This window comes from Bradyrhizobium sp. SZCCHNR1051 (assembly GCF_032489615.1).
Classification (GTDB): Bacteria; Pseudomonadota; Alphaproteobacteria; order Rhizobiales; family Xanthobacteraceae; genus Bradyrhizobium.
Genome location: NZ_JAUEYJ010000011.1, coordinates 114,224 through 128,678, shown reverse-complemented (window position 1 = coordinate 128,678; position 14,455 = coordinate 114,224). Strand labels below are relative to the sequence as shown.

Here is a 14,455-nt window from a genome sequence, read left to right as displayed (position 1 = left end):
TGAGTTCCTCGCCTTGGCGATTGGCCGTTTCGATCTGCGTCCGCGATGTCCGCTCTCGGGGCAACCGGAAGTGAGCCGTCGGACGGATCGCATGGACGAGATGAGTGGAGGACGAATTGCATCACCAAAGGGACCGCGAAATTCTCGTCGCAGCTATCGAGCGCGCACACGATAATTTCAAGAAAATCCCACCGACTGCCTCGCTCGCGATCTTTAGGCCGAAAGCCATTCTCGACGAGCTGGCTTCAGCCATCGAGCGCTGCGAAGTCTATAAAGCCGTGGCGGGCAAAATTCTGTTCAACGGCTCCTCGGCGCCGGTCATAACGTCATCGCTCTTGGCACCTCGATTTTTTGACAAGCGAAGTAGCTGGGACGGAACGATGTGGGTCGACGATCTGCCGTTTGCAGCCGACTGGCTCATCCAACTCCTGACCACACAAAAGGCGAAAGCGCACCTTCGGGGCGCGATCTGGGGCTTCTCCGTCGAAGAGGAGGTCAAGATATCGGATGAGATGCGGGTGCTACCATTTAACGCGCTGCCAGATACGTTCAACAGGAGCCGGATACTGGACCGGGCCAAAGATCACGCAGGGCCAGACTTATGGCTATCTCCAACGCATTACGGCGCCCCGGGAGCTGCGTTCGAACTGACGATTCCTGACGTGTCGTTCATAAGCGAATACGGCTATTGCTTCGGACAGGTCTACGACCGGCAGATGATCGCTAAGGAATTTTGGAGCTTCATCCAGGCAGCGACTACCGGTCATCCATTGGCGCTGTGCACCTGGGTCGATTACGAGAACCGCGAGCTTGAGTTTTCGGAGGGGGAAAAGTGGCCCGAGTGGATACTTCCCGAGATCATGCCACGCATCCACGCGGCGGTGCCCGTCGACGCCCGGAGGATCAAGCACGACTGGGAAACATACGGCAAGCTTCCTGACGACACGCGGTCGAGCCTCGCGCGCTCCATTGACCGGTTCGTGCTCAGCAAGTGCCGCCATCATTTTATAGACCGCGTGCTCGATCTTGTTCTCGCGTTCGAAATCGCTGTAGGCGGTGGGAGGGGCGATAATGCTCCCGCGAGCTGGAAGGTCGCGGTTCGGTCCAGTCAAATGATCGGCGGCGCTCTCGACGTTCGGCAGGCGCTCCGCGGGAAGCTAAATCATATGTACGGCCTTAGGAGCAGGGCTACACATGGCGGCAGCATGAATTCGAAAGACCTCAGCGATCTTGAAGCGACCGTGAACGAATGCTCACAAATCTACGTCGCGCTGATCCAGAGTTTTCTTGCTTTGGGCACAAAGCCGGACTGGCAGAAATTCGAGCTTGAGCCACGGACGGACCACTGACCATCCTCCCTACTCGCGTTCGAAGCAGCGCATTTCGTGTATCACGCCAGCGCTTTGCCAAACCGACCCGGCGGCCCGCCCACGCGCTTAGCGCATATGTCGAGCCGGTTCGCGACGGCCCCTACCTAGATTGCCGCTGGCGCCGCGGCGCCGCCTTCATCGTCGTCAGAGGTGACGAACTGCTGGTCCGCTCGCGCGCCGCAAAGGGCCTGCTCGGCGGCATGACAGAAGTACCCGGCTCGGAATGGCTTGCCGGGCAAGACGATGCGGCGGCGTTAGCGCAGGCGTCGAAGGTGGCGGGCGTGATCGGTTGGCACCGAAAACTTGGTGTCATCACCCACGTCTTCACACACTTCCCGCTGGAACTCGTGGTCTACACCGCCGAGGCGCCGGCGCGGACGCGCGCACCGGACGGCATGCGCTGGGTGCGGGTCGCAACGCTGGACCGCGAGGCTCTTCCCAACGTCATACGCAAGGTCGTCGTGCACGGTCTTGGAGATTAAAGCTGCGGGTGCGATGGAGGCTGAAAGACCGTTCGCCAGCCGGCTGATGTAGGGTGGGCAAAGGCGCCCCAACAGTATCACCTCACGTTGCGCTTTTGCCTACGATGTGCGCACCATTTCGGCGGATGCACCGCAATTCAGCACTTTCACCCTAAATCCAACTCCCCCTGGACCCTTAGCACGCTCGCGTCGATGTTCGCTTTGAGTTTGTCGGCATCGAGACCGACCTTCCGGACCTCATCCAAAGCGACGTCCTCCAGATCCTTCGCCAACTCGGCGAAGAACTGTTGATCGGCTAATAGGTCCACGAATACGGCGGCGCGGCGTTTGACTGATGCGGCCTCCTTCCCTCGCTCGCGCCAGAAGTCATGCGCGAGGTAATTGCGCCGCCGCAACGCGTCGTCGACTCGTTTTTCGAGTGCGGGGTCGAGTGTGATAAATTCTTTGACGCCGCCCTTGGCCTTGATCAACTGGCCCATTGTTTTGTCGTGCTGTTCGGCAAGGTAGTCATCGAGCATGCGGCCTATGGTGTATGCGTCGTATTTCGGTCCGCCGTTTTGCTTGGCCTCTTCGCGCATGCGCTTAATGAAGTCGGCGGTGAGGATCATGTTGGCCAGGATGCCTTCGACATTGACCCCAAATGAGAATGTCTGCCCGAATTGGGCATAGACATCCTTCATTTCGATCTCTTCGTCCATCGTCGGGAAACCGGCGGCGCTCTCTTCTTAGGGGACATTCTGCGACCGAACGAGATCCCGGTACTGGTCGAAGCCGGCGTCAGAAAGCGCCGTTCTGTCCGGTTGGGCCATGTACTTCGCCACACGCGCCGCCGTCACTTCAGCCGACCCCTTCGTCAGGTCGCAGTTGAAAGCAGTGATGGCCGCCTGTGGTGACACCAACTTCGTAGGGTTTGGAATGAATCGCGCTTTCAGGCAGGTATCGCGGATGTCTTCGTACGCTGCCGTTAGGACGGCCACGTCGTTGTGTGAACCTATGAAGTCATCCAGGTAGACCGAGATACACACGCCGTTGGCCCGCGCTCGCTCAATCGCGTCCGCCACCTCCGACTTCATCAGCACGAGGCTGGCGAGAACTGGTGACTGCACGAAGCCGATTGGCAGAGCGTGTTTTGGCCCTGGGAGCGGATTTTTGACGCAGGACCACATCGAAAAATGGCCAGCGCCGGGATAGCGCCACTCACGCAGCGCGCGCGTCACGCGCATTCGGGCGATGGAGTAGTAGAAGTTCTGGATATCGATTTTGAAGAAGAGCGCGTTGTTCAGGTGCGCGTGCAGAGCCGCGACGTGACCGCCTTTCTTGAAGTGGTACATGTAATCGGGAAAGATGACGCGGCGCCTGAAAAACGCGAGCATTCGTTCGCCACGACGGATGCACTTTTCGTTCGGTCTGAAGAACCACTTACCGCGCGAGTGATACTTGAACTCGTAATTTACGATCATGGCAGTTGGCGACCTTACCCACAATTTCGATCAGAAGCTTGATAACGGTAAGAACCGGGATCAACCATTCCGCGACCTTGCGGGTAAGGGTCGCCACACGTGCCAAAAGTTTGCGCATGCGGCGTCTCCATCGTTCACCGCCAGCTACCCGCGACCCAATAACTTGGAGTCGTCAACCGAGAAGCATCTGATACGTTACATAGCGTCGCGTACCAGTTGTCCGAACCGGAACGTCCCATACCATTACGTACAGAGCGTCCGGGATCGCCAGGTCATCGCCAACGGAGAACTACAACGTATAGATGCGGGTTCCCAGTTTCAAGGGCCTTCTACTAATATGCCTATGTTCTTTTTATTCTATGTGGCTGTCGAGGCGATCGGGGATGTAACTGTGCCTAGGTCTGGGTGCCGAGGTCCGAGCTGGTTCTAAGACCTAGCCCGACAGACCGGATCGCATCAGTGCGCGCAGCCCCAACCTTACCGGCATCCTGATCGTTGTCGGCGATTCGCTCTTGCCGTATTCCGTTTTTCAGAATATTTCTTGACTCCCACCCCAAATCAGGTGTCTTATCGTCCCCGTTCCGTCCCGGCAGGAGGGGCGTACGCGTCGTCACGACACGCGGGGCGGGATGCGGTGGCTGCGACGGCGTCGTCAGGACGAGCGATGTCGACCGGCCTCGTGCAGCGCTGCGGCGGCTTGCCGGCGTGGCGCGGGTGCGAGGTCTTTCGCGGACGTCGAAATCGTGTGGTCCTGACATCCCGACGCTGATGTCAACTCGCGACGAGGCCTCGCTTCGCGTGGGGATGGTGGCCAGAAAGCCCGGCGCACCAGGGAGATCACGTATAAGACGTAAGCCCATCGCGCAGGGAATGCCGGATGACCGGCTGGACCTGTGGTGACTGCCGCCTGCTTATCTTTCTGCAGGCGGGCCATGGGTTGCGGCCAGCACCCGGCATTCCCTGCGCCCTCCTCATTTGCGAGGGTCCTTCCCGGCAACACCTCGGGCGCTGCGCGCCGCGAGAGGGTGAGGTCATGTCCTTCATCGGGATGTCCTTCATCGGGATGTCTGTCGTCGCATCGCCATCGATCGGCCCGGGTCGTGTCCGGATCCGCGCGGGTCGAGCACGCGGCCCGCAGAATGCAGATCGCCCATGACGGCGCACGCGGGCGGCCAGGGGTGGACGGTCTGGTTGGGTGCAGATAGGGTCGGACATCATCTGTCAGGGATCACCATGCTCAAGCTCTATGTCGCGCCGGGCACCTGCGCGCTCGCTTCACACATCGCGCTCGCCGAGACCGGCGCCGACTACGTCGCCGAGAAGCTCAGCTTCAAGACCAACCAGCAGAACAGCCCGGACTATCTCGCGATCAATCCCAAAGGGCGCGTGCCGGCGCTGGTGACGGAGCAGGGGGTTCTGACCGAGACGCCGGCGATGCTCGCCTATGTCGCGCAGCGCTTTCCGGAGGCGCGGCTTGCGCCGCTCGACGACATCTTCGCCTTTGCCGAGGTGCAGTCGTTCAACAGCTATCTCTGCTCGACGGTCCACATCGCCCACGCGCACAAGATGCGGGGCTATCGCTGGGCCACCGAAGAGTCCTCCTTCGCCGACATGAAGAAGAAGGTGCCGGAGACGATGAGCGCCTGCTTCGCGCTGATCGAGCAGAAGATGCTGCGCGGCCCGTGGGTGATGGGCGAGCAGTACACGATCTGCGATCCCTATTTGTTCACGATCGCCCAATGGCTCGAAGGCGACGGCGTCGACATCAACGCCTTCCCGAAGGTCGCCGACCATTTTGGCCGCATGTCCGGGCGGCCGGCCGTCAAGAAGGCGCTGGCCGAGCTGGCGGGCTGACGGCCATCCTCGAGGCCATGGCGTCGGAACAGCCGCCCGCCAGCACGGCGCATCGGGAGAGCGGAAAAAATAGCAGCGCGAAGCCGGAACCCAGCTCCGGCCATCGACGTTGCAGGAGGCCGTGGCGCGCCTGCGACCGATCTCCTTTTCTGGGACCCCTTGATGTTGCCGGCTGCCGTTTCAGATGACCGTTTGCGCGCGACCGGCACCGAGAGCATCCGCGAGAGACTGAAGGCGGCAACGGCCTCGGCGCACCGCGCGCTGGATGAGGGGCTCGTTCATTTCGATCTCACCACCACGGCTCATTACCGCCGGTTCCTGCAGGCCAGCGCAGCCGCGCTGCTGCCGTTGGAGGCGGCGCTCGATCAGGCCGGGGTGGATGATCTGATCGAGGACTGGCCGCAGCGCCGACGATCGCAGGCGATCGCCAGCGATCTCGCGGATTTCGGTGCCGTGCCGGTTCCGATGAACCTTCCCGCCCCCTCGCTCGACCGTGCGGGCGTATTCGGCACGCTCTACGTGCTGGAAGGATCGCGGCTCGGCGCGGCCTATCTGCTGCGCATGGTCGCGGCCTCCGCCGATCCGCGGGTGAGACGCGCGACGCGCTATCTCGGCCATGGCGCGGGGCAGGGCTTGTGGCGCAGCTTCCTGTCACAATTCGCGAAAGAGAGGACGACAGCCGATGATGAAGTCAGGATGATCGTGAGTGCGCGCGCAGCGTTCGCGGTGTTTGCGAAGGCGATGGCAGCAGCATGAACGAGCCGGTCAACCTCACCAATTGCGATCGCGAGCCGATCCATGTTCCCGGGAGCGTCCAGCCGTTTGGCTTCCTGCTGGCGCTGGTGTCGGACTTCACCATCTGCATGGCCTCGGAGAACGCGCCGGACTTTCTCGGCGGCGACATCGGTTGGCTGCTGCAGCAGCCGCTCGACGCCGTGCTCTCGGAAGCCGCCGTGACGGCGATCCGTGCCCGGGTCGACTATCTCAGCGGTCCGGACGCGGTCGAGCGTGTGTTCGGCGTCGATCTTCAGGGCCGGGGCCGGCTGTTCGACCTCGCCATCCATTTTTCCGGTGCGTATCTCGTCGTCGAGGCAGAGCCGAGCCTGATCGAGCCCGGCGTCAATTCCGGCGAATTGGTCCGGCTGATGCTCGGCCGCATCCGCAAGACGACGGGGATGATGGACCTCGCGCAGGAGGCGGCGCGCCAGCTCAGGCTGCTGACCGGATTCGATCGGGTGATGGTGTATCGCTTTCATCCGGACGGCTCGGGCGAAGTGATTGCCGAGGCCGCGGGCTCCGGCCTGGAGCCGTTCCTCGGGCTGCATTATCCGGCCTCGGACATTCCCAGGCAGGCGCGGCAGCTCTATCAGCGCAACTGGCTGCGGATCATCGCCGACATCGACGCCGCGCCGGCGCGGCTGCTGTCGACGCCGTCGCACAATGCCGGCCTGCTCGACCTGTCGATGAGCGTGCTGCGCGCGGTCTCGCCGATCCACATCGAATATCTCCGCAACATGGGCGTCGGCGCGTCGATGTCGGTCTCGATCCTGCGCGAACGCAAGCTCTGGGGCCTGTTCGCTTGTCATCACTATGCGCCGCATCACCTGTCGTTCGAGAAGCGCACTGCGGCCGAGCTGTTCGGCCAGATGTACTCCTGGCTGCTCGAGGCCCGCGAGCGGGAGACCGACGTCGCCTATGAGACGCGCGCGCATCAGATCCAGGAGCGTCTGATCGAGCGTGCGGCTCTGCACGCCCACAGCAAGCGAGCGATCCTCGACTTCGTCGCCGACTATCGGCAGATGATCGAATGCGACGGCATTGCCGTGTGGTCCGATGACGAGATCACGCTCGACGGCGAGACGCCGTCCGAAGAGGAGGTGCAGGACCTGATCGGCTTCATCAACCGGACATCCCCCGGCCGCATCTGCGCCAGCGCCGAGATTGCCAAGGTGTACGCGGCGGGCGAGGCGTTCCGCGATCGCGCCGCCGGCTTCCTCGCCGTTCCGATTTCGCGCACGCCGCGCGACTGCCTGATCTTCTTCCGGCGCGAGGTGCTGCGCTCGGTCAACTGGGCGGGCGATCCCAACAAGACCTACGCCGAAGGCCCGCTCGGGCCGCGCCTCACGCCACGCAAGAGCTTCGAGCTGTGGCAGCAGACGGTGGCCGGCCAGTCGAAGCCATGGTCAGCGGCGGATCTGCGCATCGCCGAGAGCCTGCGCATCACCCTGCTGGAGGTGATCCTGCAACTGTCGGAGCTCGCCGCGCGCGAGCGCCGCGGCGCCCAGGAGCGGCAGGAGCTCATGATCGCCGAGCTCAATCACCGCGTTCGCAACATCCTCAGTCTCGTGCGCGGCCTGGTCGCGCAGAGCAAGGAGACCTCGACCTCGGTCGAGGACTTCGCCGCGGTGCTCGGCGGCCGCATCCAGGCTCTGGCGCGTGCCCACGACCAGATCACCAATCTCAACTGGGCGCCGGTTGCGCTGCGCGCGCTCTTGGAGTCGGAGGCGGGCGCCTATCTCGGCTCGCGGGCCGCGCGGGTGCGGATGGAAGGGCCGGACGTCGCGCTCGACCCCAAGGCGTTCGGGACGCTCGCGCTCGTCGTGCATGAGATGATGACGAACTCGGCGAAATACGGCGCGCTGGCCGACTCCACCGGGCAGGTTCAGGTGGCGTGGCGACTGGATCCCGGCGCAAGCCTCGTCATCGACTGGAAGGAGAGCGGCGGACCTCCGGTGCAGCCGCCGACGCGCCGCGGCTTCGGCACCACCATCATCGAGCGGTCGGTGCCATTCGATCTCAAGGGCGACGCCGAGATTCGCTTTGATCTGCTCGGCGTTCAGGCCCGCTTCATGATTCCCGCCAATTTCGTCCAGCTGGTTCCGGTGCCGACCGGCGCGGTCCCACGTCCCGAGCAGAAGCAGGAGCCGACGCCGCGTCTCTCAGGCGCCGCGCTGATCGTCGAGGACAATTTGATCATCGCGATGGGCGCCGAAGTGATTCTGCTCGAGCTCGGTGCGCGGCAAGTCGACACGGCGGCTTCGGTCGGTCAGGCGCTGAAGGCGATCGAGCGCGCGGTGCCGGGCTTCGCGCTGCTCGACATCAACCTCGGCGCGGAGAGCAGCCTGCCGGTCGGGCACCGGCTGAAGGAGCTCGGCGTGCCCTTCATGTTCGCCACCGGCTATGGCGAGCGCGCGCCGATTCCGCCCGAGCTGTCAGACGCGCCGATCATTCAGAAGCCGTACACGCGCGAGCTGGTCGAGAAGGCGTTGACGAAGATGATGAAGTGAGCGGGGCGCGGCGTGTGGTCGATGTGCGCGTCATGTTCGCAACGGCCATGGCGAGCGTACGTCGATGAAGCGGCGAGTTTGTCCGACGCCGTCGTACACGCGTGGGACCGTCGAGAGTCATTGACTTAGATCAAGTGAGGCGCACGCGCATCAATCTCTGGACTACGCCTTGCGGTGATTGGCATTCAGGATTTCAGTCTTGGGTTTTCTCACATCCGCGTGTTGTCTCGAATGGCGCAGCACGCGTGTCGTCGTCGTATCAACGCGAATTCCCACTGTTGCTGCGACAAAACAGCCCAAAAATATTAGAACGCATCCAAAGGACACCGCTGTTCTAACATTGTTTCGACAAATGGAACCTCCGCAGCCTTATTCCGAACGAAGTCATCGCCGAAACGGCGCAGCGGGGGCGCGTTGAATCGTCGGAGGTGTGATGACGAATCGAACGACGAGTTTGTTGCCGCGCGTTGCTGTCGCCGTGCTGGCGGGAGCGGCTGCGGCGACAATCGAGTTTACACCGGCATCGGCTGCTGACGAATGCCTTGCAAAGCCTGCGGGAACGCCGGCGGGGAAGCACTGGTTCTATCGCATCGATCGCGCGACGAAGAAGCAGTGCTGGTATCTGCGCGACGACGATCGCGAGGCGAAGGGCGCGTCGCTCGTCACGCGCAAGCTCGCCTCGCAGAAGGAACGTGCTCAGCTCTCGTCGACCGCGGCCAATGCACGTGCCGAGATCCAATCGTCGTCCAAGGACGCCGCCGATGAGGTGAAGGTCGTGTCCTCGACACCGACCGCCGCGCCGTCTGTGCCGGCGACGTCTGCGTTTCCGTCGGTTGCCGCATTTCCGGCCGCGCCAGCGCCCGTCGCGTCAGCGCCGGCGGCGCCCGACCCGGTCGGTGCGGCCGTGAACGAATCTGCTGTTGCGACGCGTTGGCCCGACCAGTCCGGCACGCGGCCGGCAGCGGCGGAGCCCGCCGCGCCCCGCGCGTCCTCCTACACGCTCGCGGCCGCCAGTGACACGAGCGCCGCGGAAGCGGCCGCTCCCGCGACGCCGGCGCTGGCCGCTGCGGATGCCTCGCCGGCCGTGATGATCGGCATGTCCGGGGATGATGCGTCCAGGACGCGGATGTTTGCTTTCCTCGGCGCAGTCGCGATTGCGGGCTTCTCGATTAGCGTGCTGTTTGCGCGCGCCCGGGGCAGGCGGCAGCTTCGCATCGAGCCGGTGGCCGCCCGGCGCGTCACGCGTTGGCCGGCGGAGCCCGAGCTCGATCGCATGCACCTGCCGCCGGTGGACAGCTACTATCCGGCCCTGGCGGGACGCAGGGGTAAATCGTCGCAGCCCACCGCACAGGTCTCGGTCGTGCCGCGCGACGACGTTCGCTACCACGAGCAGTACGAGGTCGAAGACCTGCTGGCGCGCTATTCCGGACAGGAGCGCCGGAATTCGTGAGCGTCAGGCGGCGGACATCTCGGAGCGGATCTCGGCGCGCAACTCGTCGATCAGCCTGAGGCCGCCCTTGGTCTCGACGTGCCAGAAGGTCCAGCCGTTACAGGCCGGCAGACCTTGCGCCACCGCGCCGATGCGGTGGATCGAACCGACCTTGTCACCCAGCATGATGGCCCCATCGGCGCGCACCAGCGCGCCGTGGCGGCGCTTGGAGTCGACGAGCTTGGTGCCGGGCGCGATCATGCCGCGCTCGATCAGCTCCGAGAAGGCGACGCGAGGCGCTTCGCGCGCCGTCATGAACGGTGCGAGCGTTGCCTCCGGCAGCGGCTCGACCGCGGCGATGCGCCGCTCTGCCGCCTTCGCATAGACCTTGTCGCGCTCGAAGCCGATGTAGCGGCGGCCGAGGCGTTTTGCCACGGCTCCGGTCGTGCCGGTGCCGTTGAACGGATCGATCACCAGATCGCCGGGTTTCGAGGATGACAGCAGCACCCGCGCCAGCAGGCCTTCCGGCTTCTGCGTCGGATGGATTTTCTTGCCATCGCCGTCCTTCAGCCGTTCCTCGCCCGTGCACAGCGGAATCAGCCAGTCCGAGCGCGCCTGGACGTCCTCGTTGGCGGCCTTCAGCACTTCGTAGTTGAACGTGTAGCCCTTCGCCTTCTCGTCCCGCGCGGCCCAGATCATGGTCTCGTGCGCGTTGGTGAAGCGGCGGCCGCGGAAGTTCGGCATCGGGTTGGACTTGCGCCAGACGATGTCGTTGAGGATCCAGAAGCCGAGATCCTGCATGATCGCGCCGACGCGGAAGATGTTGTGATAGGAGCCGATCACCCAGATCGTTGCGCTCGGCTTCATCAGGCGGCGCGCGGCGAGCAGCCAGGCGCGCGTGAAGTCGTCATAGGCGGAGAACGAGGAGAACTTGTCCCAATCGTCGTCGACCGCATCGACCTGCGATTCGTCGGGACGCTTGAGCTCGCCCTTGAGCTGCAGATTGTAGGGAGGATCTGCAAACACCAGGTCGACCGATGCGCCTGGCAGTTTCGACATCTCGGCGACGCAGTCGCCGACGATGATTCGTTGCTCTTCGAGGGTCTGAAATTTAGTGCGGGGCGCCCTTGCAGACGCCCCGCGACGCGACTCTACCATGACTCAAGAACTCTGACTCAGGCGACGCTGTCGGCGACGCGGGACCTAACAACCGACTGCCCACACATTGACCCGGCAAAGTAAAAATGGACTTAACCCGGAAAATTATTCGCATCGATGCGCACGCTTTCATCACGCGCACCAGCGACGAATTCCGTTCGTCGATGCACGATGGTCTCTGCGCAAGACGCCGATTGCGATGGGTTTTTCGCGCCGGTCGCGCGCGAGCGCAGCCGATCGAGGTTCGGCGCGGGCCGGCTTTTTTGGCGGCGCTAGGCAAAATTTGCCGGCCGGGTTATTGATTAACACAGTGGAAATTTTACCTGTTTGCCGCGTTAGGCATTTCGCGCAGAGCCGCGCAAGAATCGTGAGGAAAGGCCGCCCATGCGTTACGATGATTTCCGTCGCAGCGACGACATCGACGACCGTCGCGACGAAGGCGGCGGGATGGGCGGTGGTATGGGTCTGCCGATCGGCGGCGGCGGGCTGGGCATCGGCACCATCATCGTGCTCGGCCTGATCGGCTATGCCTTCGGCATCGATCCGCGCATCCTGATCGGCGGCGCCGAGATGCTGAGCCATGGCGGCGCGCCGACCCAGCAGGCGGACCGGCGCTCGCCGGGCCGGACGGGCGCACCCAAGGACGAGATGGGCGACATGATCTCCGGCGTGCTCGGCGAGATCGACGACCGCTGGAGCGAGATCTTCCAGGCCAGCGGCCAGAATTATACCGGGCCCAAGATCGTGCTGTTTCGCAACAGCACCAATGGCGGCCGCTGCGGCATGGCGCAGTCTGCGATGGGACCGTTCTACTGTCCGCCGGACCGGCAGATCTTCCTCGACACCAACTTCTTCCGCGAGGTTGAGACGCGCTTCCGGGGCTGCTCGGGCAGCGCCTGCAAGTTCACCGCGGCCTACATCATTGCGCACGAGGCCGGGCACCACATCCAGAACCTGCTCGGCATCCTGCCGCGCGTGACGCGGATGCAGCAGCAGTCGGACAACAAGGCCGAAGCCAACGCGCTGCAGGTCAAGGTCGAGCTGCAGGCCGACTGCCTGTCCGGGGTCTGGGTCAATCGCGAGGCCAAGAAGCGTCCGGGCTTCCTCGAGGAGGGCGACATCGACGCCGCGCTGACGACGGCCTCGGCGATCGGCGACGACACCTTGCAGCGGAAGGCGACCGGACGCGTGGTGCCGGATTCGTTCACCCATGGCTCCGCCGCGCAGCGCAAGCGCTGGTTCATGATCGGCTACCGGCAGGGCACGGTGCAGGCCTGCAATACGTTCAGCGCCAGTTCGCTGTAGGGAGACGCGATGATGGCGATCGACGAGCGCAAGAGCTTCATTCCCCTCAACATCGCCGTGCTGACGGTGTCCGACACGCGTTCGCTTGCCGACGACAAGTCCGGCGCCACCCTGAGTGACCGCCTGACCGCTGCCGGCCATAGGCTCGCGGCGCGCGAGATCGTCACCGACGACGTCGAGAAGATTCGCGCGGTCGTGAAGTCGTGGATTGCCGATCCCGGCGTCGACGTCGTCATCACCACCGGCGGCACCGGCTTCACCGGCCGCGACGTCACGCCGGAAGCGATCGAGCCGCTGTTCGAGAAGCGCATGGACGGCTTCTCGATTGCTTTCCACATGCTGAGCCACGCCAAGATCGGGACGTCGACGATCCAGAGCCGGGCCACGGCCGGCGTCGCCGGCGCGACCTACATCTTCTGCCTGCCGGGATCACCGGGCGCCTGCCGCGACGGCTGGGACGGCATCCTCGCCGCCCAGCTCGACTACCGCACGCGGCCCTGCAACTTCGTCGAGATCATGCCGCGGCTCGACGAGCATCTGCGCCGGCCCAAGGCGCAGGGCGCGACGGCGTAGGACCACGGCACGACGACGCGCCGCGCGTCCATCGCACGTCTCACTTCGTTGGTACGATCTCGAAAGCGCCGCCGCCTTCGATTGCCGCGCCAATGAGGCCGCCCATCATGCTGGCGGCGAAATTCTGTCCGCGCGGTCCCACGACCATTCGATAGGTCTTGCCGGGCACGGCGGTGAAACGAATGTTCGACGAGCCCGGCGAGGACCATGTCGATACGGTGATCGTCGTGGCGCCCGGCGCAATCGGGCCGCTGTAGCTCTCGCCGCGGCCAAGGCTCGCCACCTTGGCGCCGTTGATCTCGATCGCCGCGGGCGCCGCCAAATAGAGGAAATCGGCCGTGCGCGTAATCGCGACCGTTGCGCGTCCTTTGGGCGCGGCGTGAGCCGCCGTCCCAGCCGCGACCCCCAACAAGCCTGCCAGCGCGGCAAGCGCCGCAAGCTTCGATCGCACCATCGATTCCATCACTACTGATACCCGCCCCGTTTGGCGGGATACTACCGACGCGCGGGAACTTCGCAATCGGCATGCGCAACGTGTTGTGGGGGTGATCTCGGCCTACCGGCGGTTGCTGCAACCCGGGCGGCGCGGGCTACAGCTCGAGCCGCCATGTCTCGCCCGTCAGCGGGACGCCGAACATGGCGTGCGGCTCCTCGGCGATCTTGCGAAACCCGGCGCGGGCATAGATGTCGCGCGCGGCGGTGAGAATGCTTTGCGTCCACAACTCGATCGTCCTGTAGTTCTTCTCGCGGGCGAAGCGGATGCATTGTTCGGTCAGGGCCCGGCCGACGCCGAGACCGCGGGCCTTCTTCTCGACCAGCAGCAGCCGCAGCTTGGCGGCCTCGTCGCTGCCCTTGACCAGGAAGATCGAGCCGACCGGCTCACCCGCAAGCTCGGCAATCCAGCAGTGCTCGCGCGCCGGGTCGTAGCTCCTGATGAACTGCGCGCCGATCTCGGCGACCAACGCCTCGAACGAGACGTCCCAGCCATATTCCTCGGCGTAGACGGCGCCGTGCCGTGAAACCACCCAGCCGATGTCACCCGGGCGATGGCTGCGCAGCAGCACCGGGGAGCGGCCCGGCTGCTGCGGCTCCAGGGCGGTCTCGATCGTCGTCATTGCACCGACCAGCCGGTCGCGCACGGATGGCGCCAGCGGCGCCAGCATGGCCGCGATCTCCTTCTGCGAACTGCGGTCGAGCCTGGCATAGGCCTGTCGTCCCTTGGCGGTGAGCCCGAGCTGCTGCTGCCTGCGATCGGTCGGCAATGGCGTACGGGTGATCAGGCCCTGCTCGTCGAAGCTCTGGACGATGCGGCTGAGATAGCCGGCATCGAGGCCGAGCGAGAGACCGATCTCCTTGGCCGAGATGGCGTCGTACTGCGCCAGCTCATAGAGCACACGCGCTTCGGCCAGCGAGAACGGACTGTCGAGCAGATGCTGGTCCAGCGCGCCGAGCTTCCTCGTGTAGAAGCGGTTGAACGCGCGAACGGTGGCGACCTGGCCGTCGGATGGGGCAGGAATCATGTGGCACCTCCAATACT

13 protein-coding genes and 1 pseudogene are annotated in these 14,455 nt (G+C 64.2%); 8 read left to right on the top strand and 6 right to left on the bottom strand.

The annotated features are described in order from the left end of the window. Positions 1-104: 104 nt before the first annotated feature. Together QW868_RS15430 and QW868_RS15425 are read left to right on the top strand one after the other, a co-directional pair. Positions 105-1,349: a HEPN domain-containing protein gene (locus QW868_RS15430; protein WP_316230868.1), complete on the top strand. Its 1,245-nt coding sequence runs from the start codon at positions 105-107 to the stop codon at positions 1,347-1,349. A 140-nt stretch (positions 1,350-1,489) separates the two neighbouring features. Next, positions 1,490-1,852: pseudogene (locus QW868_RS15425) on the top strand (NUDIX domain-containing protein); the annotation flags it as partial. 146 nt (positions 1,853-1,998) lie between these two features. Here the strand turns inward: QW868_RS15425 and QW868_RS15420 are convergent. From QW868_RS15420 to QW868_RS15410, 3 genes are read right to left on the bottom strand one after another with little or no spacing between them, the layout of a single operon-like run. Then, positions 1,999-2,550, bottom strand: a complete 552-nt coding sequence (locus QW868_RS15420; RefSeq protein WP_316230867.1) for a hypothetical protein — start codon at positions 2,548-2,550, stop codon at positions 1,999-2,001. A 27-nt stretch (positions 2,551-2,577) separates the two neighbouring features. After that, positions 2,578-3,225 (bottom strand): reverse transcriptase domain-containing protein, encoded by a 648-nt coding sequence (locus QW868_RS15415; protein WP_316230866.1) that lies wholly within the window; start codon positions 3,223-3,225, stop codon positions 2,578-2,580. Between the two features lie 46 nt (positions 3,226-3,271). Continuing rightward, positions 3,272-3,430 carry a hypothetical protein gene (locus QW868_RS15410; protein WP_316230865.1) on the bottom strand — a complete coding sequence of 53 codons (159 nt, stop codon included), beginning with the start codon at positions 3,428-3,430 and terminating at the stop codon, positions 3,272-3,274. A gap of 1,115 nt (positions 3,431-4,545) precedes the next feature. Here QW868_RS15410 and QW868_RS15405 point away from each other — a divergent pair. From QW868_RS15405 to QW868_RS15390, 4 genes are all read left to right on the top strand, one after another. Continuing rightward, the gene (locus QW868_RS15405) at positions 4,546-5,166 is read left to right on the top strand and encodes a glutathione S-transferase family protein (protein WP_316230907.1); all 621 of its coding nucleotides are present in this window, start codon (positions 4,546-4,548) and stop codon (positions 5,164-5,166) included. A 162-nt stretch (positions 5,167-5,328) separates the two neighbouring features. Next, entirely contained in the window at positions 5,329-5,922 is a 594-nt protein-coding gene (locus QW868_RS15400; RefSeq protein ID WP_316230864.1) for a biliverdin-producing heme oxygenase, read from the top strand. After that, the gene (locus tag QW868_RS15395) at positions 5,919-8,453 is read left to right on the top strand and encodes an HWE histidine kinase domain-containing protein (RefSeq protein ID WP_316230863.1); all 2,535 of its coding nucleotides are present in this window, start codon (positions 5,919-5,921) and stop codon (positions 8,451-8,453) included. The genes QW868_RS15400 and QW868_RS15395 overlap by 4 nt, the downstream gene beginning before the upstream one ends. Before the next feature lie 433 nt (positions 8,454-8,886). Next, positions 8,887-9,903: a hypothetical protein gene (locus tag QW868_RS15390; protein WP_316230862.1), complete on the top strand. Its 1,017-nt coding sequence runs from the start codon at positions 8,887-8,889 to the stop codon at positions 9,901-9,903. Between the two features lie 3 nt (positions 9,904-9,906). On the opposite strand, the gene QW868_RS15385 is transcribed toward QW868_RS15390, so the two are convergent. After that, positions 9,907-11,040 (bottom strand): site-specific DNA-methyltransferase, encoded by a 1,134-nt coding sequence (locus tag QW868_RS15385; protein ID WP_315717257.1) that lies wholly within the window; start codon positions 11,038-11,040, stop codon positions 9,907-9,909. 384 nt (positions 11,041-11,424) lie between these two features. Between QW868_RS15385 and QW868_RS15380 the strand changes: the two genes are divergently transcribed. Next, positions 11,425-12,345, top strand: a complete 921-nt coding sequence (locus tag QW868_RS15380) for a neutral zinc metallopeptidase (RefSeq protein ID WP_316230861.1) — start codon at positions 11,425-11,427, stop codon at positions 12,343-12,345. A gap of 9 nt (positions 12,346-12,354) precedes the next feature. After that, the gene (moaB, locus tag QW868_RS15375; RefSeq protein WP_316230860.1) at positions 12,355-12,918 is read left to right on the top strand and encodes a molybdenum cofactor biosynthesis protein B; all 564 of its coding nucleotides are present in this window, start codon (positions 12,355-12,357) and stop codon (positions 12,916-12,918) included. A gap of 40 nt (positions 12,919-12,958) precedes the next feature. Here moaB and QW868_RS15370 read toward each other — a convergent pair whose 3' ends face one another. Continuing rightward, positions 12,959-13,372 (bottom strand): hypothetical protein, encoded by a 414-nt coding sequence (locus tag QW868_RS15370; protein WP_315757052.1) that lies wholly within the window; start codon positions 13,370-13,372, stop codon positions 12,959-12,961. Between the two features lie 136 nt (positions 13,373-13,508). Further along, the gene (locus QW868_RS15365; RefSeq protein WP_316230859.1) at positions 13,509-14,438 is read right to left on the bottom strand and encodes a helix-turn-helix domain-containing GNAT family N-acetyltransferase; all 930 of its coding nucleotides are present in this window, start codon (positions 14,436-14,438) and stop codon (positions 13,509-13,511) included. Between the last annotated feature and the right edge of the window lie 17 nt (positions 14,439-14,455).